Source organism: Yoonia sp. BS5-3 (genome assembly GCF_038069655.2).
Lineage (GTDB): Bacteria > Pseudomonadota > Alphaproteobacteria > Rhodobacterales > Rhodobacteraceae > Yoonia > Yoonia phaeophyticola.
Map to the genome: position 1 here is coordinate 3,809,741 of NZ_CP150951.2, position 25,390 is coordinate 3,835,130.

25 protein-coding genes are annotated in these 25,390 nt (G+C 55.5%); 16 read left to right on the forward strand and 9 right to left on the reverse strand.

Features of this window, described 5'->3' with window-relative positions; translation table 11 throughout:
• The first annotated feature begins 85 nt into the window (after window positions 1-85).
• From prpE to AABB29_RS19300, 9 genes are all read left to right on the forward strand, one after another.
• A complete protein-coding gene (prpE, locus tag AABB29_RS19260) occupies window positions 86-1,978 on the forward strand; it encodes a propionate-CoA ligase PrpE (protein WP_341368980.1) in 1,893 nt (630 codons plus the stop codon).
• Between the two features lie 75 nt (window positions 1,979-2,053).
• Window positions 2,054-3,580 carry a hypothetical protein gene (locus AABB29_RS19265; protein ID WP_341368979.1) on the forward strand — a complete coding sequence of 509 codons (1,527 nt, stop codon included), beginning with the start codon at window positions 2,054-2,056 and terminating at the stop codon, window positions 3,578-3,580.
• A complete protein-coding gene (locus AABB29_RS19270; RefSeq protein ID WP_341368978.1) occupies window positions 3,580-4,410 on the forward strand; it encodes a hypothetical protein in 831 nt (276 codons plus the stop codon). Before AABB29_RS19265 ends, AABB29_RS19270 begins: the two co-directional genes overlap by 1 nt.
• Before the next feature lie 8 nt (window positions 4,411-4,418).
• Complete coding sequence (locus AABB29_RS19275; RefSeq protein ID WP_341368977.1) at window positions 4,419-5,549, forward strand: hypothetical protein; 1,131 nt, start codon at window positions 4,419-4,421, stop codon at window positions 5,547-5,549.
• A 19-nt stretch (window positions 5,550-5,568) separates the two neighbouring features.
• Complete coding sequence (locus tag AABB29_RS19280) at window positions 5,569-6,645, forward strand: hypothetical protein (protein WP_341368976.1); 1,077 nt, start codon at window positions 5,569-5,571, stop codon at window positions 6,643-6,645.
• Window positions 6,646-6,854: 209 nt separating this feature from the next.
• On the forward strand, window positions 6,855-7,448 hold the full coding sequence (locus AABB29_RS19285; RefSeq protein WP_341368975.1) for a hypothetical protein: 594 nt from the start codon (window positions 6,855-6,857) through the stop codon (window positions 7,446-7,448).
• Between the two features lie 360 nt (window positions 7,449-7,808).
• On the forward strand, window positions 7,809-10,139 hold the full coding sequence (locus AABB29_RS19290; RefSeq protein WP_373636690.1) for a DUF1800 domain-containing protein: 2,331 nt from the start codon (window positions 7,809-7,811) through the stop codon (window positions 10,137-10,139).
• Between the two features lie 33 nt (window positions 10,140-10,172).
• Complete coding sequence (locus tag AABB29_RS19295; RefSeq protein ID WP_341368972.1) at window positions 10,173-11,480, forward strand: DUF1501 domain-containing protein; 1,308 nt, start codon at window positions 10,173-10,175, stop codon at window positions 11,478-11,480.
• 311 nt (window positions 11,481-11,791) lie between these two features.
• Complete coding sequence (locus tag AABB29_RS19300) at window positions 11,792-12,220, forward strand: hypothetical protein (protein WP_341368971.1); 429 nt, start codon at window positions 11,792-11,794, stop codon at window positions 12,218-12,220.
• Window positions 12,221-12,243: 23 nt separating this feature from the next.
• Here AABB29_RS19300 and AABB29_RS19305 read toward each other — a convergent pair whose 3' ends face one another.
• Window positions 12,244-13,008, reverse strand: a complete 765-nt coding sequence (locus tag AABB29_RS19305) for an NAD kinase (protein WP_341368970.1) — start codon at window positions 13,006-13,008, stop codon at window positions 12,244-12,246.
• A 185-nt stretch (window positions 13,009-13,193) separates the two neighbouring features.
• Here AABB29_RS19305 and glyA point away from each other — a divergent pair, with 185 nt between their 5' ends.
• Window positions 13,194-14,489: a serine hydroxymethyltransferase gene (glyA, locus tag AABB29_RS19310; protein WP_341368969.1), complete on the forward strand. Its 1,296-nt coding sequence runs from the start codon at window positions 13,194-13,196 to the stop codon at window positions 14,487-14,489.
• 47 nt (window positions 14,490-14,536) lie between these two features.
• Here glyA and AABB29_RS19315 read toward each other — a convergent pair whose 3' ends face one another.
• Both AABB29_RS19315 and AABB29_RS19320 read right to left on the reverse strand, forming a co-directional pair.
• Window positions 14,537-15,280 carry a hypothetical protein gene (locus AABB29_RS19315; RefSeq protein ID WP_341368968.1) on the reverse strand — a complete coding sequence of 248 codons (744 nt, stop codon included), beginning with the start codon at window positions 15,278-15,280 and terminating at the stop codon, window positions 14,537-14,539.
• A 133-nt stretch (window positions 15,281-15,413) separates the two neighbouring features.
• Window positions 15,414-16,322 (reverse strand): LysR family transcriptional regulator, encoded by a 909-nt coding sequence (locus AABB29_RS19320; protein WP_341368967.1) that lies wholly within the window; start codon window positions 16,320-16,322, stop codon window positions 15,414-15,416.
• Between the two features lie 90 nt (window positions 16,323-16,412).
• Here AABB29_RS19320 and AABB29_RS19325 point away from each other — a divergent pair, with 90 nt between their 5' ends.
• Both AABB29_RS19325 and AABB29_RS19330 read left to right on the forward strand, forming a co-directional pair.
• Window positions 16,413-17,027 (forward strand): class I SAM-dependent methyltransferase, encoded by a 615-nt coding sequence (locus AABB29_RS19325; protein WP_341368966.1) that lies wholly within the window; start codon window positions 16,413-16,415, stop codon window positions 17,025-17,027.
• Window positions 17,028-17,113: 86 nt separating this feature from the next.
• Window positions 17,114-17,989: a DUF817 domain-containing protein gene (locus tag AABB29_RS19330; protein ID WP_341368965.1), complete on the forward strand. Its 876-nt coding sequence runs from the start codon at window positions 17,114-17,116 to the stop codon at window positions 17,987-17,989.
• On the opposite strand, the gene AABB29_RS19335 is transcribed toward AABB29_RS19330, so the two are convergent.
• A complete protein-coding gene (locus tag AABB29_RS19335) occupies window positions 17,946-18,302 on the reverse strand; it encodes a hypothetical protein (RefSeq protein WP_341368964.1) in 357 nt (118 codons plus the stop codon). The genes AABB29_RS19330 and AABB29_RS19335 overlap by 44 nt on opposite strands.
• Window positions 18,303-18,391: 89 nt before the next feature.
• Here AABB29_RS19335 and AABB29_RS19340 point away from each other — a divergent pair, with 89 nt between their 5' ends.
• Window positions 18,392-19,165, forward strand: a complete 774-nt coding sequence (locus AABB29_RS19340; RefSeq protein ID WP_341368963.1) for an alpha/beta fold hydrolase — start codon at window positions 18,392-18,394, stop codon at window positions 19,163-19,165.
• 21 nt (window positions 19,166-19,186) lie between these two features.
• Here AABB29_RS19340 and meaB read toward each other — a convergent pair whose 3' ends face one another.
• Window positions 19,187-20,185 carry a methylmalonyl Co-A mutase-associated GTPase MeaB gene (meaB, locus tag AABB29_RS19345; protein ID WP_341368962.1) on the reverse strand — a complete coding sequence of 333 codons (999 nt, stop codon included), beginning with the start codon at window positions 20,183-20,185 and terminating at the stop codon, window positions 19,187-19,189.
• 111 nt (window positions 20,186-20,296) lie between these two features.
• On the opposite strand from meaB, the gene AABB29_RS19350 reads away from it, so the two are divergent.
• Both AABB29_RS19350 and AABB29_RS19355 read left to right on the forward strand, forming a co-directional pair.
• Window positions 20,297-20,728, forward strand: coding sequence for a hypothetical protein (locus AABB29_RS19350; protein WP_341368961.1), 432 nt, complete (start codon window positions 20,297-20,299; stop codon window positions 20,726-20,728).
• Window positions 20,728-21,156, forward strand: coding sequence for a low molecular weight protein-tyrosine-phosphatase (locus tag AABB29_RS19355; protein WP_341368960.1), 429 nt, complete (start codon window positions 20,728-20,730; stop codon window positions 21,154-21,156). The genes AABB29_RS19350 and AABB29_RS19355 overlap by 1 nt, the downstream gene beginning before the upstream one ends.
• Here AABB29_RS19355 and AABB29_RS19360 read toward each other — a convergent pair.
• From AABB29_RS19360 to AABB29_RS19370, 3 genes are all read right to left on the reverse strand, one after another.
• On the reverse strand, window positions 21,113-21,436 hold the full coding sequence (locus AABB29_RS19360) for an arginine transporter (protein ID WP_341368959.1): 324 nt from the start codon (window positions 21,434-21,436) through the stop codon (window positions 21,113-21,115). The two genes, AABB29_RS19355 and AABB29_RS19360, sit on opposite strands and share 44 nt — an antisense overlap.
• A gap of 65 nt (window positions 21,437-21,501) precedes the next feature.
• The gene (locus tag AABB29_RS19365; RefSeq protein ID WP_373636691.1) at window positions 21,502-21,696 is read right to left on the reverse strand and encodes an SEC-C metal-binding domain-containing protein; all 195 of its coding nucleotides are present in this window, start codon (window positions 21,694-21,696) and stop codon (window positions 21,502-21,504) included.
• 333 nt (window positions 21,697-22,029) lie between these two features.
• Window positions 22,030-22,587: a GNAT family N-acetyltransferase gene (locus tag AABB29_RS19370; protein WP_341368958.1), complete on the reverse strand. Its 558-nt coding sequence runs from the start codon at window positions 22,585-22,587 to the stop codon at window positions 22,030-22,032.
• Window positions 22,588-22,802: 215 nt separating this feature from the next.
• On the opposite strand from AABB29_RS19370, the gene lepA reads away from it, so the two are divergent.
• A complete protein-coding gene (gene lepA / locus AABB29_RS19375) occupies window positions 22,803-24,602 on the forward strand; it encodes a translation elongation factor 4 (RefSeq protein ID WP_341368957.1) in 1,800 nt (599 codons plus the stop codon).
• A 132-nt stretch (window positions 24,603-24,734) separates the two neighbouring features.
• Here lepA and AABB29_RS19380 read toward each other — a convergent pair whose 3' ends face one another.
• On the reverse strand, window positions 24,735-25,334 hold the full coding sequence (locus AABB29_RS19380; RefSeq protein ID WP_341368956.1) for a hypothetical protein: 600 nt from the start codon (window positions 25,332-25,334) through the stop codon (window positions 24,735-24,737).
• Between the last annotated feature and the right edge of the window lie 56 nt (window positions 25,335-25,390).

The following is a 25,390-nucleotide window of genomic DNA, read 5'->3' on the forward strand; positions in this document are numbered from 1 at the left end:
CTTGCCACTTTGGACGCGCGTTTCGCTTGCCGCGCCCAAAACCCATGCTAACAATCCACCCAAGACGTTTTGGGAGGAGCGCGATATGGGATACGCCAAGGTCTATGCCGCATGGAAGGATGATCCAGAGACATTCTGGATGGAACAGGCCAAGGCCATTGATTGGACACGCCCGCCGACAAAGGCGCTAGATGACAGCAATGCCCCGCTTTATCGGTGGTTCACGGATGCCGAGGTTAACACCTGCTACAACGCCGTTGACCGCCATGTGGAAAATGGGCGCGGCGAACAAGCCGCCATCATCTATGATAGCCCCGTCACCCAGACCAAACACAGCATTTCATATGCGCAGTTGCAAACGCGGGTTGCCGCGCTTGCAGGGGCTTTGCGTGCCAAGGGGATCACGAAAGGCGACCGCGTGATCATCTATATGCCGATGATCCCCGAAGCGCTTGAGGCCATGCTGGCCTGCGCAAGGCTGGGCGCGATCCATTCGGTTGTCTTTGGCGGGTTTGCCGCGAATGAACTGGCCGTGCGGATCGATGACGCGACCCCAAAGGCGATCATCGCAGGCTCTTGCGGGATCGAGCCGGGCCGGATTGTGGCCTATAAACCGCTGTTGGATGGCGCGATTGAACTTGCCAATCACAAACCCGAATTCTGCGTAATTTTCCAGCGGGAACAAGAGCTTGCTGCGCTCACCCCTGGGCGCGATTTTGATTGGCATGCGTTTCAGGCCGGTGTTGAACCGGCTGAATGTGTACCCGTCAGCGGCGATCATCCGGCCTATATTCTTTACACCTCTGGCACCACCGGTGCCCCCAAGGGCGTCGTTCGCCCAACCGCTGGCCATCTTGTCGCGCTGAATTGGACCATGAAAGCGGTCTATAACGTCAACCCGGGCGAGGTGTTCTGGGCCGCCTCGGATGTCGGCTGGGTCGTGGGCCATTCCTATATCTGCTACGCCCCGCTGATCCATGGCAACACCACCGTCGTATTTGAGGGCAAACCCATCGGCACGCCGGATGCCGGAACCTTTTGGCGTGTTATTGAAGAGCATGACGTGAAGTCCTTTTTCACCGCCCCCACGGCCTTTCGCGCGATCAAACGCGAAGACCCCAAGGGCGCGATGATCAAGGACTACGATATCTCTGGGCTGCGCGCGCTTTATCTGGCGGGCGAACGGGCGGATCCCGACACGATTGAATGGGCGCAGCGCGTTATGGGCGTGCCTGTCTATGATCACTGGTGGCAGACCGAGACGGGGTACACGATTGCAGGCAACCCTGCCGGGATTGAGGCGCTGCCTGTCAAGATCGGCTCGCCCACCGTGGCAATGCCCGGCTACGACGTGCAGATCCTTGATGAAGCCGGGCAGCCGGTACAGCCCGGGGCGCTTGGCGCCATTGCGGTGAAACTGCCGCTGCCCCCCGGCACTTTGCCCACCTTGTGGAACGCAGAAGACCGGTTTGTGCAATCTTATCTGACGACCTTTCCAGGATATTATGAAACTGGCGATGCGGGCATGATCGATGAGGATGGATATCTTTATATCATGGCGCGCACTGATGATGTGATCAATGTGGCCGGACACCGGCTATCGACCGGTGCGATGGAAGAGGTGCTTGCCGCCCATCCCGATGTGGGGGAATGCGCTGTGATCGGGGTATCGGACACGCTGAAGGGGCAATTGCCGCTGGGCTTCATCTGCCTGAATGCAGGCTGCGATCGCTCTCATGCCGATATAGGCGCAGAAGTGATCGCCGCTGTCCGCGAAAAAATCGGCCCCGTGGCCGCGTTCAAGCTGGTGGCGGTGGTTGATCGGCTTCCCAAAACACGCTCGGGCAAAATTCTGCGCGGAACGATGGTGAAAATTGCGGACGGGGCCGCCTATAAAATGCCTGCGACAATAGATGATCCGACCATTTTGGATGAAATCGAAGCAGCACTAAAACCGTTGGGATATGCGGGGGGATGACAGACGCATCGGCGGGTTCTTGCATGCAGGCACTATAAAACAGCAGTGACAATGCCTAAATTACGGACATAGAATATGAATTCTTCGGACGCGCGGACCCAGAACATGTTTAAGTCAATCTCTGACCTTTTCAAAAACGAAGCCTTTGTCCCAAGCGCCAGTGTCTTTCCCGAAATCGACAATGACCGCCTGTCGCGCGAGCTTGATCTGAAGGTCAAAGGCGGCACGCGCGGCCGGAAAGGGTTGCCCCGCAAAGAGGATCAGACGCTTGACCAGATTGAGCTTGAAGCCGTTTCAAAGGTCGAAGCATTGCGTCGGCGGGGCCTTGAGAATTTTGAAACCAACCGGCAGGTCTATTCAGAGCGATTAAACCAGGTTGGCACCGCCAAAATGCAGGTGGAAACCGTCGCTGACGATACCAAATCGCGGTTTCTTGAGGAAACGATCCGCTGGCGCTCGGCCATGGTGGCGCCCCGTGAACGGGTGCAGGAAACCTACAATTGGCGCAACCGTTTTCGCGAAATCCACAAATTAGAACGGCCTGCGAAAAAGGCATCGTCGCTGGTCAGCATCATCGGGCTTGGCTTTGTCATGGTGATGCTGGAATCAGCCGGGAACGCCTACCTGTTCGCACAGAAGAATACACTTGGGCTTTTGGGCGGTTTGATGGCTGCCTTCCTGGTGTCATTCGGCAATGTGGCGATCAGCACGCTTTTGGGTATGGCCACCAGATACATCAATATTCGTGGTATCAGCCGGATTTTCCTGACCCTTTTGGGACTTGGTTTTTTCCTGCTTTGGCTCGTTTTCGCCACCGGGTATAATCTGGGCGTCGCCCATTTCCGCGATGCGGTCGAAACGGTCGGTGAATGGCGCGAGGCAGGCGAAATTGCCATGCAGACACTGGTTGCAAACCCCATCAGCTTGCACACGATGGAATCCTATATCCTGTTCTTGCTAGGTGCATTTATCTCAATCATTTCGCTTCTTAAAGGCTATCATTCGTCTGACCCCTACCCTGGTTATTCCAAGGTACAAGCGGATTTGACCAATGCCCGCGAAAGCTATGTTGATCACCTTGAAGAGGCGCTTGAAACGCTTTCGGACCACCGTGATGAGGCCGTCGAAACACTGCATGAAGCCCTTGAAGAGGTCCAGCGCAACATCCGCGATTCCATCGATGCGCTTTACGGGCAGCGTACGTTGACTTCGGGCGTTTCGGCGTTTTTGGAGCAAACGGATATTGCTGCGAATTTCTTGCTGTCGGTCTACCGCGAAGCCAATCGCGCCGCCCGCCCTGACGGCGACGAAGTGCCCCCCTATTTCCTGGAAAGTTTTCAGTTCAAACCGTTCAACCCACCCGCGTTGGAAAGCGTCGATAGGTCAGAGGCCGAAGGACAGGTACGCGAGATCGAAGCGCTGATCAGCAAAACAATCAAAGAAATGTTCGATGTGTTCGAACAGGCCGTGCAGGACCATTATGAATTGGACGAACTGGAAGGCGTCTTTACCAACAGCGCCCGGGTGATGGCCGGCAGCCGCACAACCCGTTCGGATGCCAGCGCGCTGCAAGTTATCTCTGGCAAGAGCGAGGCGTCTTAATGGCGCGTCGCCGGTCTTCACGTGGGCGCCGTTCCAAAAGAAAACAGCGCGGTGGCGGTAGCGAATGGGGATGGTATCTGGCGATTGGCCTGTGTCTGGCCATCGCCGTGGGCATCGGTATCGCCGCATCGCGTTTGATTTCCGCTAGCCAGATTGATGAGGCGACCCTGTGTCATCTGGGCGTTCAGCATGATACGACGCTGATCTTGCTAGATGTCACTGACCCTGTGAACGCAACACAGCAGGCCCGCCTTGAGGCCTTCATCAATCGCGAAATTGCCGCATCCCCCGTGGATACGATGCTTGCGGTCGGTATTGTCAGCGAATTTGCTGACAACTGGGGCCAGATGTTTGCCAAATGCAAACCAAAATCCGGCGATGAGGCAAATGCAATCTACGAAAACCCAGCCTTCATTATGGCGCGGTATCAAGAAGAATTTATCGATCAGGTCGCGTCTACATTGGCAACAGCCTTTGCCGGTGACACCGAAAACCAATCCCCCATCATGGAAGCCATGCAGGCATTGGTCGCCGATGTGCCAGAATTTGGCACAAGCGGCAGCCAGGCCAAGCTGATCATCGTCTCGGACATGATCCAGCACAGCGATACGCTCAGCTTTTTTCGTGGACAAGACTGGGCCGATTTTGTCGATAGCGGCGGTGACCGGCGGCTCGCCCGTAATCTACAGGGCGTCGACATTGAGATTTTGCGCATCACGCGCGCAGCAGACAACCTGCCAGATCGGGCAACCATCGATGGCTTTTGGAGCCGTTATTTTGATTTACAAGGCAGCAATGCACCGGTGGTGCGTTCGCTTGGGGATTTATGAGCAGAGGCATGGAAAAACCCTATCGAAAGCTGCACGATGTCGAACCCAATACCGTCATCTTGCGTTATGCTTTTATCATCACCTTTGTCGTTGGTGTTACAGGCAGCCTGTTCTTCAAATGGTTGGATGTGCATCCGCTGTTTTCGTCTGGTTATGCCGCGGGTGTATTAATTGCATATGCGCTTATCGGTTGGGGTTCTGGCAGTTTGCGGGTTGAGCCGGAAAATATCGGGGATAATTGCTATTATCTGGGGTTTCTTTTCACCCTGGCCAGTCTTGCATTCACGCTTTACCAAATGGCCGACCCCAATCTGAACGACGGAAGCGCAGTCAGTATTCCATCGGTGATTTCTGGCTTTGGGGTTGCACTATCCTCGACCATCGTCGGTGTCTTCCTGCGGGTTCTTTTGATGCAGATGCGCCCCGATTTCGTAGCCGCCGACCGCGAGATGCGCGCCGATATGAACAAGTCCTTTGGTGAGTTCAAAAAGAACCTGTCACTGACTTTGCGGCAGATGAAAGCCTATTCATCAGAATCCGTGCAAATGGCTGTTGAGCGGGATGAACGCATTCGCGAAGACACAGAATTGTTCCTGACAAAGCATCACAACGCGTTGCTGGCAGCCTCGAAAGAATTTTCGCGAAGTCTCAATCATAATCTGACCGAGATCGCTACGCTAAGCCATCAGGAGACCGCAAAGACATTAGCTGAGTCGAGCAAGAAATCCCTTGCCGCTATTGAAACCACCACCATGAAGTCACTGGCCGCCATCGAAGATGCCCGCCATGAAATCCTGCAGGCAAAATCCGAACTGATCCGGCACGAGGCCGAAACCTTTGACGCCTTCAAACAACGCCGCGAAAGCGCCGATGCGCTGCTGGCGTCTGAACAGAACCAGCTTGCCGCCAAAACCCAAGCGATGGAAGGTTATAAAGATCTGTCGCAACGCACTGCCGATGCCATTGGCAATGACTTGGTTGGCGCCATTGAACACAGGCTGCTGCCCGCGATTGATATGCTGATCAACCGCCTCGATCAGTTGCAAACCGGCGCTGCCCCGGCCGATCCTGTGACCCGCCTAAATCCCGCGCCTGGCCCGGATAGGGATGAGCCATCCCTGCCAGCTGCTAAGCCATAAAGGAAGAGCCCCGAACAGCATGTCCACGCATATCCCAAACACAGATCGCAGTTATCGACGTGGTGCCGTGATGGGGCTGACCATTGCCGAGGCTTTTATTCTGATCGCCTTCGCTTTGCTGCTGCTTTTTGCTTTCTGGCAATGGGAAACCGATCAGGAAAACACTGAAGAAGTCGAAGCCTTCAAAGACCTCTCTCCGACCGATCAACAAACCATTTTGGCCGGCCTTCGCGACGGATCGATGGAGGCATTTATCGGGCTAAGCCAACGCAATGTCGATTTCAGCGCCCCCGCTTCGATCGGTACCCCGCGCGAGCAATGGCGCTTTATCGACCGCGATGATCAACGGCGTCTGATGGATGCGCTGGTCGAACTGCCCGAGGACGTGCAGCGCGATCTGGCTGATCTGGTCGCCGCCGAAAATGCCATTGCGGTGTTGCGCCAGCTTTCCATCCTGGAAGATCTCGTCGCTGCCGGACAGGCGGTTGATGCCAGCAACATAATTGCAGCCGATGCACGGCTCGCCCAGGTTTCGGGCCGCATTCAAACGGCCATCGCCCAGGAAGAGGCGCTTGTTGGGGCATTACGCGCGGATCTAGGCGGGATCGTTGATGGCATCGGCGGTTATATCGACGATCGCGGCGCGATTATTCTGCCCGATGCCGTTCTGTTTGAGCAAGGTCAGGCGCGCATCACCGCACAAATGGAGCGGTTTTTGCGCGATGCCTGCGCCCCCTGGCTAACGACCTTGCGCAATTCCGGCATCGATATTGCAGAGGTCAAAATCGAGGGCCACGCCTCATCCGAATGGCGCATCGGTGCAAGTGCGATGCAGGGCTATCTGGGCAATCTCAATCTTAGCCAACAGCGGTCCCAAACGGTGCTACGTGATTGTCTGGAGAACGTCGGCGACGCGGATGTTCTGGCTTGGGCGCAACAGCATTTGATTGCCGTCGGATACTCTTCGGTACGGCCGGTTTTCCGGGATGGCCAAGAGGATCTATCCGCCTCACGCCGGGTTGTCTTTAGCGTGACACCGGACCGGGATTCGCTGATTACAGCGATCGAAAGTGATGTTGCAATCGCTGCAGAATAAAACGCTTGCGATTCTCTTGTTCGTCGGACCTGAATTCTGTGAACACTGTTTCACGGTTAAGAAGACGTAAACGTTTTCGCCAAAACGCACAATTATAGGTTGTTTTGCAGCAGCATTCCGCCAAGCCAAACCGTCATGCTGCAGCGCTGCTTGCAAGTTGGGCTTTTTTGATTTCGGTATCGTCGCCGAAATAAAGGGACACAAATATCATGAATAATCTTCTCCGGTCGGCGACCATCTTGGGGCTTTGCACCGCTGTTAGCGGCTGTTTGGATGCTGGCGATGAGAGCAGCTCTTCGCGCAGCACATACGCAGAGCAAGATGCTTTGGCCGAACAATTGGCGTCCGAAATCAACCTTCTCAGCCCCACCGATCCGGGCAGCCTGCCAACAACCGGATCGGTCGTTGATTACGCTGGCGTGGTCACGATTACCGCAGATTCGGACTCTATTGTGTTCTTGGGGGACTTGGCTTTGTCAGCAGATTTCGTGAACAGCACTGTCAGCGGTAATCTGACAGATGTGAATGATTCCAATGGTGTAGGCTATACCGGGACCATTCCATTGACCAATGGTGACATCGACCGAAACGCCGACATTTCAGAAACGGTGACAGGTGATCTTATTGGTGATGTGTCTGATGGCAGCGGGAACACGGTCGCCTTCGATACAAGCATTGCTGGTGATTTTTATGACGACGAAGCCTATATTGCGGGCGACGTCACTGGCACTTTGACAATCAACGGCGATGCATTTGAAATAGAAGACGGCGATGGCGCGTTTGCCGTTTCAGATGGTCTGTGAAAAATCGACATAGCAGATTGTTGGGACCAGGCGAGCATTGTTCGTCTGGTCTTTTTTTCGTCCAGATCGGTTTGATTCGCACACAAAATGATGGCGAAGTCACTAAGGCCGAGTTTGCCCCCACAACCTGAGGTTATTCGCCAGTTGGCGAGCCGATCACTTTAAGGCCAAAATATGGCCGATTTAACGGTTAATTCAGGACAATTGGCGACAGTGGGTGCCATTGTTTTTCCTGCATCGGCGCCTTTGCGCCACTAGGTGAACTTTAGTTCATCTTTTCTTGCCATGAACGCAAGCAAACAACAAAACACTGCTCAGCTAGGAATACCCAGAACCAATTTTCTGGATGAAAGGATCACCATGAAGGCAAAATTTTCTTCAGCCCTCGCAATATCCCCGCTGCTGCTTGCTGCGATGGGTTTTGATGCTTCTGCACAAACGCTGACAGCGACAAACCAGGGGAGTGTGTCATCGCTCACATCACAAGAAGAAGCGCTGTCTTCTAAAGCGATTGTGATCAATATCGCAGTAGACGGCACTTATGTGATCACTGTCCCTGAGACGAGCAATTTTGCCCTGAAAGTCGACGGTGTTCGCCTTGTCGAACCTAGCGGCTTGCAACTGACAGCGATTACCAGCCTGGTGGCGGGAACTCATGTGGTTGAGATTGAAGGAAGCGACCTTCCCGAAAACAGCTTTGATCTGATCAGCATTCACCAATCCGGCTTCTTTCAGGAAGTTTCGCTTAGCGCGATCACTGCAAGCGGTGAGGACGAGTCCCTTGAAACCGCGTTGGCCAATGTACGTCCGAACAACTCGGGATCCAATGAAGGGCTGCGTGTTGCTACGAATATCGGCAATATCCTGGCAATCGGTCGCGGTCTCCAAAATCCAGAAGAAGAGCCTGTGAACTTTGGATCTGGTGCCCTGGTTTCACCACTTGCGCCCCCGGTGAATGCGACTGTCACGGAAGCTATCCAAATTGTAAGCGGTGGAACCGAAGACGGGCTGGTTGCTTCGACTGGGCAAACGCTTTTTGGGCGCGTTCAGGACTACCTGACCTACGACATCGTTAATGTGACCATTCAGCCATCTGGCCGCGAGACCACCGTGTCGGTCGGCCCTAACCGGGGCGGCTTTGCAATCAGGTTGTTTGACGAGGATCTCAGCTCTGGCGCGGCGAGCGTCACCATCAGCGCAGGTTCATCAGAGGATGACACGCTATCGACTGAAGCCGTTACCTATGACTACATCGCAGCCGAACTGAGCGATGGGCTGAGCATGACACTGTCGCGGGCCACCTTCGGTGCAACACCTGCACTTTATTCACGTGTCCGTGCGATCGGATACCGTGCCTATCTGGAAGAGCAATTTAACCCCGACAGCATCGACGATAGCCTTTTTGAATCGTTGAATGCTGACATGTTCCTTTGGGACACAAACGGCGCATTGAGCGCCGCATCTGGTTTGCGGAACTATAACCTGGCACGCGCGGTATACTCCGAAAAGCAACTGCAAGAAGTGACCGGCCTGTTCTGGTCGAACCATTTCCATGCAGCCAACAAGATGAGCTACGTTGTCGTACAGGCGTATGACGACCGGCAATTCTACCGTGACAATGCGTTTGGCAACTTCGAAGACATGTTGCTTTACTCCGCGCGCAGCCCGCTGATGTCGCAATTCCTGGACAATGATGAAAGCGTTGTGGGGAATTTGAACGAAAACTATGCCCGCGAAATTCTCGAGTTGCACACAGTTGGCGCCGATGCAGGTTACGGGGATGACGATATTATTGCTGTCGCGCGTGTATTCACAGGTTGGAACTACACGCAAACCAATGTTGGAACCGATGACGCAAGAAAGTATGAATTCACCTTCCACGCTGATCGGCACGATGCCGAAGATAAGTATATCCCCTTCCTGGATGTGACGATTCAGGGCCGCTCTGGTGAAGCTGGTGTTGAAGAAGGCGAAGAGCTGATCGCGTTGCTGGCAGACGATCCGCGGACCCATGCGTATGTTTGCGGTAAGATCGTCCAGTGGTTCGTTGCTGACGAGCCACCGCAGAACTTTATCGACATGTGTACCGAAGCCTGGGCTGACAGCGACGGAAACAGCGAGGCCATGCTGCGCGCTGTTCTATTGTCGCCAGAATTTGTGAGTACCCCGGAAATTCTGCGGGCCAAAGGGAAAAACCCCCTTGAATACGCCGCGTCCTTCCTGCGCGCCACCGGCGCCGAGCTGTATGAAATGGCACCAACAGGTACCGGAAACGGCGACGACTGGGGGACATGGGCAAGATATTCGACGGCCCAACAGAACTCTGGCTATGATCCTGCTGGTTTTGATCTGCCCACGGGTTTGGACGAAGTTGGTGCAAGCTGGGCGAACTCTGCGGTGATGACGGCGATGTACAACGCGCCCGAATTGACGATCGCAAACCGGATCAACAACGCGATCTATATCGAAGATCGGATGGCAGAAAACGGTCTTGAAACACCTGAGGAGTTGGCGGCTTATCTGCTGGCGATTGCGACCACAGACCATTACCGCAGGGATGAATTTGAAGCGGTTCTAAACGTCCTTCAGATTAGCGGTGAACCCTTCGTAACCGACAGTGTGTGGTCATCCCGGGCGATCCATCGCGCGCTTGCCATAACCCACATCATCCCAAGCTTCAGCTTGCAATAAGACGTCCTTTGCGGACCACCACGAGGTATAAATATGAGAACCCGTAGAGAATTTCTTAAATCATCCGCATTCACAACGGCTGCAAGTATTGCCGGTGTGGCAGGCGCGCCCCAATTCGCATTTGGTCAATCATCGAATGGCAAAACACTGATCAAGGTCTTTATGCGCGGCGGTGCAGACGGACTGCATCTATTCCCGCCGACGATCGATCCATTTTACCGCGAATACCGGCCGAATTTGGCGATCGAAGAGCCAAACCAGCAAGACAGCTATACCGCTGTTGATCTGGGGCACAGCTACCGCGCGCTGAACCCAAACCTGGAGCTTTTGAAAGAAATCTGGGATGATGGTCGGCTGATGATTGCGCCCGCCACCGCCCTTCCCGAAGGCAACCGTTCGCATTTCGACAACCAACGCTGGATCGGCACCGGGGCGCAGGACAATTACATCGACGGGTACTTGAACCGCTATATGCAGCTGGTCCCCGGCGTTGAGCACAGCCTGCGTGGTGCGATTTTGGGTAAAACGTCTCGGAGCCGTGAAATCTCGGGTGAAGTGACGATCCCGGCTATTAGCGGGGAAGGTGGTTTTGACGTATCGAACCGATGGTTCTGTACCGACCCCACAAGTGGTGCCTGCGCCGAACACGAACTGACCGAATATATGCGCGGTTTTGGGACCACCGAGGTGAACGGTTCACCAATGGAGCAATATATCCGCGATAACCAATTCAGCACTGTTGAAGCTATCGATGAAGTGGCCGGTGCCGAAAGCAGCTATACGCTATCAGGGGCCGCTGTCGCGCAGGGGCTGGACTATTCTGAAACCCAAACCGGTCGCGGCCTGAAGGTTGCGGCGCAGCTCCTGAAGGGCAATGTCCCACTCGAAGTTGCCTGCATCGACTGGAATGTTGGTTGGGACAGCCATTCGAACCAAATCACCAGCGCAACGGCCAATGATCGTTTTGTCAATGCGGACCTGCAAACAGGCGCACGTGATTTCTTGACCTTCTATAAAGATCTCGGCGAGTTGATCGATGATGTCGTAGTGATCGTCGGCACAGAGTTCGGCCGGACCGTACTTGAAAACGGTAGCCTTGGTACAGACCACGGGCACGGTGGACCATGGTTTGCATTTGGCGGACCAACAAACAAGATCATGGCGGATGATGTGTCGTCACTTGAGATGAACGGTCTTTTACTGAACAGATATATCCCGACTGTGACGAACTATCGCGATATCCTTGGTGAGATTATGATCCGTCACATGGGCATGTCGGACACTTTGGTCGATAGCATCTTCCCAGGTCACGACTTCACTGATCTGGGGCTGTTTGCATAAGCCAAACGCCCACAGGATGAAAAAACGTATTTGGCGCATAGTATTGCGCCAAATACATCTGACGCGGCGACCGCGTTTCTGCATCCGGCATATCAGGCGAGATGCTCTTTCAAGTGCGATTATCCATACAGGTTAACCAGCCGATCCCGATAGTTTTGGCGGCAAGTCTCATGAACGCTACCCGAGGAAAGTAACGCATGCGGTATAATGCAAATAGGCCCTCGCGTTTCCGCGCTACCCTCGCGTGGGTCATACTTTTTCTGCCTGCCGCTGCTTACATGCTAGGTAGTACGATTATGGGCATGCACTTTATGTTTGATGTCGAGTGGTTTGAAAGAAACGGACAGTTGATGCTGTGGGGCGGTGGGGTTCTGGCGCTGTTTGTCTTGACCAGTATCTGGACCTCGGCAAAGCATGCGCCGATTTCAAATGGCTGGCTGCCAAGCGAAATTCAGGCCATTCTTGCCTCTGCCCTCTTTGCGATTTGCCTTCTGATCTATGTTTTACCAATAACGTTTACGCTTTTGGTCGGCGCACAAAATGCAACGCTCAGCTATACCGTCACGAACATGCAGCGCTCATCAAAAGGGTGCCGTTATGTCCTGCATGTCGAAGGTATCCCTTCGGCTCTCCCAGGTATCTGCGTGTCATCTGATCGCTATAGCCGGACGCGCATCGGCAGCTTGATCGTGATCGAAGGGACCGTGTCGCCTATTGGGGTCTATTACCGATCAAAATAGGCGACTGATCGCACATAGCCCCGTTATGCAAACTGTTCTTGGATCAGTCGTTCTTCCAGACCATGCCCCGGATCAAACAATATGCGATGTTGAACCGATGGCTCTGATCTGATCTCAACACTGACCACATCCCGGACCGAGCTACCGTCTGCATCCGCCATCACGGGTCTTTTTTGCGGGTCGATCACGTCAAAACGCACAACAGCGCGCTTGGGCAGCAATGCCCCTCGCCAGCGGCGGGGGCGAAATGCGGACATTGCGGTCAGCGCCAAAACGCCAGACCCGATTGGCAAGATCGGGCCGTGCGCGGAATAGTTATAGGCGGTCGACCCTGCCGGGGTCGCAACCAATGCGCCGTCACAGACAAGTTCGGGCAGCCGTTCTTTTCCATCCACGGTGATCCGCAATTTAGCCGCCTGCGGACCTGCACGCAGCAGGCTGACCTCATTGATAGCCAAGGCATCATGCATCGTCCCATCTGCGGTCAGGGCGGTCATGGCCAGCGGGTTGATCACCTCTTCAACGGCGCTGTCCAGCCGTGCCGGCAGGTCATCGGCGCCAAATTCATTCATCAAAAAGCCAACGGTGCCGCGATTCATCCCGTAAACCGGCGCATCTAGATGTTGGCTGGCATGCAGTGTTTGCAGCATGAACCCATCCCCGCCCAGCGCGACAATAATGTCTGCTTTTTCTTGCGGGGCATCGCCATACGCCTTTATCAGCGTTTTCAAGGCAGATTGCGCAAGCGGCACGGGGCTGGCAACAAAGGCAATTTGGGGGCGCGGCATAGCGAAAAAATCCTTAGGTTCCGATAGTTTCTGCTGTGATCCGTCCCGAAACGCAAGATGCCGATACGAAACGAACCTGCACTGCTCATAAAGATCATGGCTGTTTTGGTGCTTTTGGACATGGGTTTCCTGGGGTATGAGGGCGCAGATTTTCAATTCTGGCACCTGCGAGGGGGACTGCACCCATGAACATCACTGTCCGCGACGATGGCTTTTTTACGGAAACTCTGGAAACCCGGGACCCGGCGTTGCACGCCGCCATCCAGGCCGAGCTGGGCCGCCAACGTAAAGAAATCGAGCTGATCGCCTCTGAGAACATCGTCTCTGCCGCCGTGATGGAGGCGCAGGGCAGCGTGATGACCAACAAATATGCCGAAGGGTACCCCGGACGCCGCTACTACGGCGGTTGTGACCATGTGGACGTCGCCGAGAACCTGGCCATTGACCGCGCGAAGCAGCTGTTTGACTGTGGCTTTGCCAATGTGCAGCCCAATTCCGGCAGCCAGGCCAACCAAGGGGTTTATCAGGCACTGATCAAACCGGGTGATACTATCTTAGGTATGTCGCTTGACGCGGGCGGGCACCTGACCCACGGGGCCAAGCCGAACCAATCCGGCAAGATCTACAACGCGATCCAATACGGCGTGCGCCGTCAGGACAACCTGCTTGATTATGATGAGGTCCAGTCGCTGGCGACCGAACATCAGCCCAAGATCATTGTCGCAGGTGGTTCGGCCATTCCGCGGATCATCGATTTCGCCCGGATGCGCGAGATTGCCGATAGCGTTGGCGCTTACCTGATGGTCGATATGGCCCATTTCGCGGGTCTTGTGGCGGCTGGCATCTACCCATCGCCCTTCCCGCATGCTCATGTGGCTACAACCACCACGCATAAGACCTTGCGCGGCCCACGCGGCGGGATGATCCTGACCAATGACGAAGCTTTGGCCAAGAAATTCAACTCGGCCATTTTCCCTGGCATTCAGGGTGGTCCATTGATGCATGTGATCGCAGGCAAGGCCGTGGCCTTTGGCGAAGCGCTGCGCCCGGAATTCAAAACCTACCAGGAACAGGTGGTCAAAAACGCTCAGGCCTTGGCTGACCAGCTGATGAAAGGTGGTCTGGATATCGTCACGGGCGGCACCGACAGCCATGTGATGCTGGTCGATCTGCGCCCCAAAGGTGTCAAAGGGAATGAGACCGAAAAGGCGCTCGAGCGCGCACATATCACCTGCAACAAAAACGGGATCCCGTTTGATCCTGAAAAACCCATGGTGACATCCGGCATCCGCCTTGGGTCCCCTGTGGGCACCACGCGCGGATTTGGTGAGCCTGAGTTCCGGCAAATTGCGGATTGGATCGTGGAAGTCACCGAAGGGCTGGCCGCAAATGGGGCCGAGGGCAATGGCGCTGTCGAAGCCAAGGTCAAAGCCGAGGTTGAAGCGCTTTGCGACAAGTTCCCGGTCTATCCGAACCTGTAATAGCCATGCGGCCCTGCCAATCATACCGATTGGCAGGGCCAACCCGCTTAGCTGCGGGATACAAATGACACGGCGTTAAAATCGGTGACCGCCGTTTCGGTTACAGGCCCCTCACGGTAGGCACCCAGTTTCGGGTAGATGCCAGCGTCGCTCTGCCCCGCAATGTCCATACCTGCCACCTTGGTCGAGACAATCGTCTCGCCATTGACGGCCCAGCGGATATAGCCGGTTTCGAAATTGACGGTGATGCGCATCCGGTGCGGCTCATTCAATGGCAAAAGCGGGATCCGGGCGATTTCCGCAAATGCGGGCAGATAGGTATTCAATGTGATATGCGCCTCGGCGGGACGGGTCTGCATTTTGACAAGCGGCTGATAGGATAGATCAGGATCGCTATCATCGGTCAAAATTTGCACCAGCGACGACCACGTTGACGCATTGTCATAAGCCCGCACGCAGATGGTGAAATCAAAATCCGTTGTGCCAGCCAGATCGCTTGCAAAACCAGATCCCGATATTTCAGCCCGTTCGCGCAATTTGCTGGCATCAGACCCGGACCGCATATCGCCTTCGCGCAGGATAAAGCGCAGCCCATCCGCACCCAAATCCGCAATCGCGTTTTCATAATCAGACGCGTTACGCTTCCACGTCTGGCCAAATTTTTCAAAGCTGTCTTCAGTCAAAGCCACACCTTCGCGTGCAAAAAGCGATGACGCGGCTGGATAAATTACCTCGCCATCACGCAGGATTGTGACATCATCATCTTTGCTAAATGAAAATACCGAACTCATATTCTGGCCCCTCTCTTGGGTTACACAAATATGCAGCGCGCCTATGCGCCCCGCGTGGGCAATCTGCCCAAAGGCGCTTTTCATTACGTTGCAGCGCCGTGCGATGCTTTGGCGCGGATTGGTCAAACCTGGTTCAGGTCGGACCGGGCAGCTTTTTGCGCTGCAAAACCTCGGCAAGATAGTCATAGACCAACCGGATCCGCTTGGCGCTATGCAGCTCGCGATGCACCGTCAGCCAATAGGGCACATCGATTGGCGGCAAATCTGGCAGAACGATCTCCATTTCAGGAAAAAAGGCTGCGACGTCGCGGGTCATGGGCATGACCCCCAGGCCTTGGCGGGCAAATTCCCAACTGGCCACACCGCTATCGCCAATTACTGTCAGGTTCTTTGCCGTCACCGGCAACCCCCAGTCTTTGAGGAAAAACAACAGCTCATCTGGATCCGACATGCCGATCAACTCGGCCCGGGCGATGTCATCGGGCGTGCGAAACGGCCCATGCCGGGCCAGATAGTCGCGACTGGCAAAAAGATGCGCCGGATTGCTGCGCAATTTGCGGGCAATCAGATCAGGCTGGGTCGGTGCCACATGACGTACGGCGATATCAGCCTCACGGCGCTGCAAGTCCGAAAGGGTATTTGACGCTAGGATTTTCATCTGAATTTGCGGCAAGATCTGGCGTAGTTCGGTCAACAATTGCGGCATCGTGTAGACGGCAAAGATATCCGTGACAGATACGCATACTTCGCCAGTGATTGCCTCGGATCGGCGCGATGCGGTCAAGCTGGCGCCCATCGCGCCCTCGCCCATCGCGCGCAGATGGGTCAGCATGTCTTGTCCGGCGGGTGTCAATTCCAACCGACGGCCGATCCTTTCAAATAGAACGATGTCAAGCGCCTCTTCCAATCCGGCCACTTGCCGGCCCAAGGTGGGCTGCGTCATGTTCAGCGCGCGGGCCGCAGCCGAAAACGATCCGGTCTCTGCCGTGACCAGAAACGCCCTTGCCTGGTTCCAATCAAAATTCAAAGCTGCCCAGTTCATGCAATTCTGTATAAGCAACAGGCAAATTTTGGCAATTCCAACATTATCCATGCACAGATAACCTATACTCAGCAACGATAGGAGCCTTTCATGGACAACACCGTTTTCTGGGATCGCATCGCCCCGAAATATGCCACAGACCCGATCTCTGATCAGGCGGCCTATGAGGCAACGCTGGGCCGGATGCGTCATCACCTGCAGCCTGATCATGCGGTGATCGAAATCGGCTGCGGAACAGGATCAACCGCCTTGTCGCTGGCCCCCGGGGTCAAGCGTTATCTGGGCACCGATGTCTCACCGGGAATGATCGATATCGCACGCGGCAAAGTGCAAGACGACGTAGCGCAAACCCTGGCATTTGAGGTCGCAGCGGCGGCGGACATCCCCGAAGGCCCCGTTGATGCAGTGCTCGCGCTGAACTTGCTGCATTTGCTGCCTGATCTGAGCCAGGTGCTACACAATGTCTGGCTGGCGCTGCCCCCCGGCGGGCTGCTGATGACAAAAACCGGCCTTTTGAAAGACGGGGCATGGTATCTTGGTCTTGCGATCCCGGTCATGCAGGCGCTTGGCAAGGCGCCCTATGTGCGGCGCATGTCAAAGGACGAGCTTTTGACTGCGATTGCAGAAGCCGGATTTGCCGAAGTTGAAACCATCTTGCAGGATGGTATCGCCCCCCGTCTTTTTGCGGTGCATCGCAAGATTTAAAGACGAACCGGGTGTCCCGCCACAGCTCATGAAAAACTGCACGAAACCGGCTTAAATCCTCGGCGAAATGTCGATACGCAGGTGCAATGACGACGACCCAGCTTATCGAACGCCGATTGGGCGACTGGATGCGCGCCCGCCTGCCCGCAGGTTTGGCCGATTTTGTGATGTTTGTGCTCAAGCAAGGATGGGCCTGCCTTTTTGGCGGCTCTTTGCTGTTGGCGATCATCGGGACAAGGCTGATCTGGCAGGATGACTGGGCCCTGAACCGCTATGACGCGCTTTTTGGCATCGCCGTCGGTTTACAGATCAGCTTTCTGGCGCTGAAGCTGGAAACCTGGGCCGAGGCCCGGGTGATCCTGCTTTTTCATATCTCTGGCACGGCGATGGAGCTGTTCAAGACGCATGTAGGCTCATGGTCCTATCCGGAAGAGGCGATCTTCCGGTTGCAGGGCGTCCCGCTCTTTTCGGGGTTCATGTATGCGGCGGTGGGCAGTTACATGGCGCGCGTCACCCGGCTTTTTGATATGCAATTTGCGCCCTTCCCGCCCATGTGGCTGCATTTCGGCCTGGCGGTTCTGGCCTATGTGAATTTCTTCAGCCATCACTTTATCTGGGACATTCGCTATGTGCTGTTTGCAGGAACCGTCCTGATCTATGCGCGGACCCGCATCTGGTTTCGGATTGGCCGCAACTGGTACTGGATGCCGCTGCCGCTTGCGGCATTCTTCAGCAGCATCTTCCTTTGGGTGGCCGAGAATATCGGCACCTTGACCGGTACATGGATCTATAGCGGTCAAAACCCACTTGATCTGGTCAGCATGGACAAAATCGGATCGTGGTATCTGCTGCTATATGTGGCCTTTGCAACGGTCACGCTGGTGCTGCGTGACCCGCTAAAAGGCACAGCGGTCAATCCTAGACAAAGCCCCGTTGGACCAGAACAAACAGCACCAGTATAAATGTCATCAAGATCGCAAAGGCGATTGAGGCGATCAGGTTCAGCAGCGCGGTGCGGCGCTGCGCAGACAGGTCGACCGTTTCAAGATGGCGGACCACATTGGCATGGGCGCGTTTCAGCTTCTTGGTATCCACCATGCGGGCCAGTTTGGGATTATCGGTCAGGTCTGCCGACTGAATGATATAGCGCGCATCCCGGCGCACAGCACGCGGCAAACGCCGGCCAGCCTTGCGCAGCTGCACAGCCAGAGACTTGCCACGAATGCGCAGCTTGTCCTCAAGCAGCGCACTTATCTGGCCCGTCATCTTTTGCATTTGATCATTCATGCCCCCCGATTAGGGATTTAGGGCGCAGGCCTCAATCCCTCTGGTCATTGCCCGGGCCAAAGGGCTAAAAGCGATGCATGTTGAACACGGTTCGTTATGATGGCCCAGAGAGAGGCCCGGATGATGGTCAGGCCCAAACTCCGCTTCTGATCGCGCATGGGCTATTTGGCTCGGCGCGCAACTGGGGCGTGATCGCCAAACGTCTGTCGCAAAGCCGCCCGGTGGTCGCGGTTGATATGCGCAATCATGCGGGCAGCCCTTGGCATGACAGCCACAGTTACACCGACCTGGCCGATGATCTGGCACAGTTGATAACCGAACCCTGCGATGTGCTGGGCCATTCGATGGGCGGCAAAGCAGCGATGGTGCTGGCCCTGCAATGGCCCGAAAAGGTCAACCGGCTTATCGTGGCCGATATTGCCCCTGTCACCTACACGCATACGCAGATGGGCCCGATTGATGCGATGCGTAAAGTCCAGCTTGATCAGATCGAAAACCGGGCCGACGCAAAGGCGCAATTGGGTGATCTGGAACCCGGCGTGCCCGAATTTCTGTTGCAAAGTCTCGATATGAAAGAACGGCGCTGGCGGATGAATATTGACGTTCTGGCCGCCGAGATGGACAAGATCATCGGCTTTCCAAAGATTGACGGAACTTTTGAAGGGGCGAGCTTGTTTTTGTCGGGTGGCCAGTCCGACTACGTCCAAGCGGGCCATCGCCCTGCGATCAAAGCGCTGTTTCCGAATGCAAAATTCGCCAAAATTCCAGGTGCGGGGCACTGGCTTCATGCCGAAAAGCCGCGCGAATTCGAAGCGGCAATATCTGCTTTCCTCACCCTCAGCGGCACATAAGCAGCAATCAGGAACTGCATTTTAGTCGGTAAGGCGCTTTTGCAACGGCGCCAAAACCGATCCGGCAGCGGCGGTCGGGCTAATACGGCCAGCAAGAACATCCTGCTGGGCCTGCGCCATGCGTGCCGTTGCCGCCGGATCGGTTTGCAACAAGGCAAGCACACCTTGGCGCACCTCTTCCGCAAACCAATAGCTGGCCTGGGCCGCACGGCTTTCATCCCAAATGCCGTTATCTTTTCGCCATTCTGCCAGCTGTTCCATCGCGGCCCATGCCGCCTCTAGCCCGGCATGCGCGATGGCAGAAACAAGCATCGCTTGCGGAAAACCAGTCGGATCCTGCGGACGTTTGCGCAGCAGTCGCAACGCCCCCGCGTAATCGGCGCAGGTCCGCGTTGCCTGTGCCTTCAGATCACCATCAGCCTTGTTGATCAGGATCAGATCGGCCATCTCCATGATGCCGCGCTTGACGCCCTGCAGCTCATCCCCGCCCGCAGGGGCTAGAAGCAGCACAAACAGATCAGACATCTGGGCCACAACGGTCTCAGATTGCCCAACGCCCACCGTTTCAATCAGCACAATGTCAAACCCGGCGGCTTCACACAGCGCCACCGCTTCGCGGGAACGACGGGCCACGCCGCCAAGCTGTGTTTGACTGGGTGACGGACGGATAAAGGCCTTGGGATCACGGGCCAATCGCTCCATCCGGGTTTTGTCACCCAAGATCGATCCGCCCGAACGGGCCGATGACGGATCTACGGCCAGAACAGCGACGCGTTTGCCCTGCCCTGTCAGCATCAGACCAAAGCTCTCGATAAAGGTGGATTTACCAACTCCGGGGGTGCCGGACAAACCAATGCGCAAGGCCTGGCGATCTGTACCCAGCGCATCCAGCAAGGCCAAAGCATCCGTCCGGTGATCTGACCTGCCGCTTTCGATCAGCGTGATCGCGCGGGCCAAGGCACGCCGGTCGCCCCCGCGCACACCGCTGGCCAATTGCGTGATATCAATCCGTTGTCCCATGTTCCCTTCATATCCCGGTTGGGCCAAAGGTCCAGCCCTTCGCCAGAACACGCAATCTGTGCTAAGCTCGGGCAACCGGGGCCATATTTCGCCCGGAGGAGAGGAAAGAATATGCCAAAAACACCTATACATTTATGGATCATTGGGATCGTTTCGCTGCTTTGGAATGCGGGCGGAGCCATGGATTACGTGATGACAAAAACCAACGCCGCAGATTATCTGGCCGCCCAACCCGAAGCGCGGCTGCTGCTCCTTGAAGGGGCACCGGGATGGTTCAGCGTGACATGGGCTGTTGGGGTCTGGTTTTCCGTCTTCGGATCGCTGCTGCTGTTGCTGCGATCACGCTATGCAGGATCGGCTTTCGCTTTGTCGCTGCTGGGGCTGATCGGCTCATCGATCTACACATATGGCATGGCTGACGGGGGCAGCATGCTTGCGACCGCGGGTACAATGGCGGTGGTTTTCACATTCGCAATTCCGCTGATCCTGATCGCACTTTGGCTTTATGCTCGGGCCATGACCAAGGCCGGGGTTCTGCGCTGATGAAGATCGTCTTTGTTTGCCTCGGTAATATCTGCCGCTCACCCGCTGCCGAAGGGGTGATGCGCAAACTGGCACCTACGCTGACGCTCGATAGCGCAGGCACGGGCGGCTGGCATTTGGGCGATCCACCATATGGACCCATGCAAACGGCCGCCGCTGCACGCGGCGTCGATCTCAGCGGATTGCGAGCGCGGCAATTCGGCGCCGATGATTTCAGACAATTTGATCTGATTGTCGCAATGGACCGGCAGAACCAGGCAGATATTGAGGCCAAACGCCCGCCCGGAAACACCACACCGGTGCGGCTGATGGCCGATATCGACGTGCCAGACCCTTACTATACGCGCGATTTTGATGGCGCGCTGAATATTATTGAAACGGCAGCTACGCGTCTATTGGCTGACATATCTGGGTCGAAAGTTCGGTAAAGCTCTTGTAGCGCTGCCAAAAGGCCTCATCACTGATGCGATCAGACTGGCGGGTGTCCTGGGCCAGCTGAGGCTCTGCAAAGAAGATAGCCGCGCGGGATTGATCGCGCGATGACAGGCTTTGATTGGCGACCTGTTGGATGCAGGAACACAAGGCAGGCGAGGCCGCAGATCGGCCACCATCGATGCAAGCTTCTGATATTGCACCTGAAACAGAAGGGGCACCGCCCCCACACGCAGCCACTGCAACAATCGCACCAATCCCCAAGAAAACCCGCATCTTTCTCATCCTTATCTGGCCCCTGTCTGCGCAGGTGGTCCGCCGCGATAAACGCCTCGGCGCGATTATGACGGCAGGGTGGGACGGATGCAATTAAGGAATGCAGAGCGCCGGCTTACCGGCGCTCTCTGAAAGTAATAATCCCGGCGGCTGCCGTCGAATTTACCGCTCTTGAGACAGCAGCGTTTGTAGCGCCGGCCAGAACCGCAAGGGCATGGATCATTCCGGCCAAGTTTTTCTTGCAGCTCCACATCGCCCACGCACCATTTGCACGCCTGTCTTGACGCGTGTCTCAGATGGGAACGAATTGCGACGCTTAGAGATGACCTCGAAAGGAGGCGCGGTCTTCGGGTTTGATACGCTTTGCCATGATACCCTCCATCATTTGCGTTTCACGAGGCGGCTAAGAAGCCAACCGAGAAGGGTGAGCAAATACGCGCGCGCAGGCAAATCTACAAGCCTTGTTCAGCAGAGCATTTGACGATGATGCAATTTCCCCCGTAGGGTGGGTGCAACCCACGCGCGCGACTTTGGCGAGAACATAGGCCGTCGAACCTTTACGCCGTTGGATGGCAACCTTCTTTTCTAGCGCATCACCGACCATCGCAATGCGCCCAGGCTTCACGCGAAAGGCCGTAACATCGCCAGGATTGCGGCCCGCCGCCCAAATCCATCTGGTCCTCATGCGTAAAAACCGCACCCAGTTTCTGGGTCGCCGCCTGCGATCGCAAGTTGTCAGGCGCGATGTGGAACCAAGCCTCTGACGCGTGGCTAAAAATATGCCCAAGCATCAGTCGCTTCAGCGCCCGGTTCGTCACCCCGCCCCAGTGGTTACAGGTCAAAAACGTAAACCCAATAGATAGCCGCGAGGGAGCGTTCTTGTCTGTGTAAAAAGCAGAGCACCCAATAACATCCCGCGTTTTCCTGTCTGTGATCAGCAGTGCGCCGCCGATAGCCAGAAGCGTTGGAAAATAGCGCGCGAACACCTCCGCTTCATGCCTGTTCCGCGCCGGATGGCCAGCCCATATGGCAGGATCACCAGCCGCTTGGGTTAAAGCCGCGCAATCCTCTTGACGAAGCGGGCTCAGCACAAGCAAATCACTTTCGAGCGTCGGCTGAGGATCGAACCCATCAGGAAACAGAAAAAGCATGGTCTATTTCGCTCCTTTATGAACGGCCCGGAGACCGCAAATGACACACAGAACTTATCCGGTGGCATGTCTCTAAATACAAGACCTCGGCCATCCCCAGCATATGCCGAAACTCTATCGCGCTCCAGCAGTCCTGCACCGCATGGTTTCCCTTGCAAACCGCCCTATATCGCGCCATTGACAGGCACCATCCTTGCACAGGCCCATAGACCCGCATGACTAAGCTTTCGCAGATCCGCAATTTCTCCATCGTGGCCCATATCGACCACGGGAAATCCACGTTGGCCGACCGGCTGATCCAATCCACCAACACGGTGGCGGATCGGGACATGAAGGCGCAGCTCTTGGACAGTATGGACATCGAACGCGAACGCGGGATCACCATCAAGGCCAACACCGTACGGATCGACTACCGTGCCGACGATGGGCAGGACTATGTGCTCAACCTCATCGACACGCCCGGACACGTCGATTTCGCCTATGAAGTCAGCCGGTCCATGCGCGCGGTCGAGGGCTCGCTTCTGGTGGTCGACAGCACCCAAGGGGTCGAGGCGCAGACGCTCGCCAATGTCTATCAGGCCATCGATGCAGACCACGAAATCGTGCCCGTGCTGAACAAGATCGACCTGCCTGCCTCCGAATGCGAGCGGGTCGCCGAACAGATCGAGGATGTCATCGGGATCGACGCCACCGACGCCATCCAGGTCAGCGCCAAGACCGGGGTCGGGATCAAGGAAACGCTTGAAGCGATCGTCACCAAACTGCCCCCGCCCGAAGGGGACCCCGATGCGCCGCTCAAGGCGATGCTGGTGGACAGCTGGTACGACAGCTACCTCGGGGTCATCGTGCTTGTGCGCATCATCGATGGGCGGATGAAGAAAAACGACAAGGTCAAATTCATGTCCAACGGGACGGTGCATGGGATCGACAAGATCGGGGTGTTCCGGCCACAAATGCAGGATGTGGACAGCCTGGGGCCGGGTGAGATTGGGTTCATCACCGCCTCCATCAAACAGGTGCGCGATACGCGGGTCGGGGACACGATCACCTCAGAACGCAAAGGGACTGACGAGGCGCTTGACGGGTTCAAACCCGCGCAGCCCGTGGTCTTCTGCGGGCTCTTCCCCGTGGACAGCGCCGAATTCGAAGACCTGCGGGATGCCATCGAAAAACTCGCGCTGAATGACGCCTCCTTCAGCTTTGAAATGGAAACCTCCGCCGCCCTCGGCTTTGGCTTCCGCTGCGGGTTCCTGGGGCTGCTGCATCTTGAGGTGATCCGCGACCGGATCGAACGCGAATATGATATTGAGCTGATCACCACCGCCCCTTCGGTGATCTACCACGTCTATATGAAAGACGGCGAGATGATCGAGCTGCACAACCCAGCCGACATGCCCGATCTGACCTATGTGGACCATATCGAGGAACCCCGGATCAAGGCCACGATCCTTGTGCCCGACGAATACCTCGGTGACGTGCTGAAACTCTGCCAGGACCGGCGCGGGGTCCAGCTGGACCTGACCTATGCGGGCACGCGGGCGATGGTGGTCTATGACCTGCCTCTGAACGAGGTGGTGTTTGACTTCTACGACCGGCTGAAATCGGTGACCAAGGGCTATGCGAGTTTCGACTACCAGCTGACCGGCTATCAGACCGACAATCTGGTCAAAATGTCCGTGCTTGTGAACGACGAACCGGTCGATGCGCTCTCGATGATGGTGCACCGGGACCGGGCCGAGCAGCGCGGGCGGGCCATGTGCGAAAAGCTCAAAGAGCTGATCCCCCGCCACATGTTCAAAATCCCGATCCAGGCGGCCATCGGCGGCAAGGTGATCGCGCGCGAGACTCTCTCGGCGCTGCGCAAAGACGTAACGGCGAAGTGTTATGGCGGGGATGCGACGCGGAAACGCAAGCTCTTGGACAAGCAGAAAGCGGGCAAAAAGAAGATGCGGCAGTTTGGGAAGGTGGATATTCCGCAGGAGGCGTTTATTTCCGCTCTTAAAATGGACTCCTAATCCATTTTAAGTGGCAGTGGGCCCGCGTTTGAAATCTAGGGGCCGGAGGACAGATAAGTGGGGCATATTTGTGTCGTGTGCGGTTAAGCGATTGGCGCAGCACTTGTAATCGGTGAACTTCAAGTAATATTTCTATTGTCTCACGACAGAATTCAAAAATTCCGCTTTGGCCTCATCACCTACTGACTGCTCATAAATGGCTTGCCGTAGCCGGTTTTTTTCTTGCTGAATATTAACTATGAACTCGTCGATATAACCGGCAAACGTATCATTTATCCGATCGGACATGTCTGTTTTCGGTCCCGTCAGTATTGCACCCAATTCAAAAGATGATTTTTCAGACACGATAACCCACTCGTTCAGATCAAATGTTCGACGATCAGTGTCAGTGATACCAATGTCAAAATCTACATATGCTGCACATTGATATTCACTAGTAGCATATCCAGTAGCAGACATTCTGACGATTACGCCAAATGGGTATTCTTCCACTATGTTAGTGTAGCCAGCGTCGAGGAACTCTCGTTTGGCCATGCTAAGCGCCCTATCGGCATTCAGCCAACATCCATCGGAAACGCGATCTGAAACAACAAAAAAGAAATTCGTATCGGCACTGATGGAAGCGATGCCGATATCGTGCCCAAAGAGAAAGGTTGGCTCAACTGGCGTACTTTGAGCCCAAACGGTTGTTGAAAGGGTAGTCAGAATTAAAGATGCACCAAAACTTCTCATTAGTTACTCCAATCAACGTTCGCCTCTTGGTAACATCATTATTCAAAAAAACAACC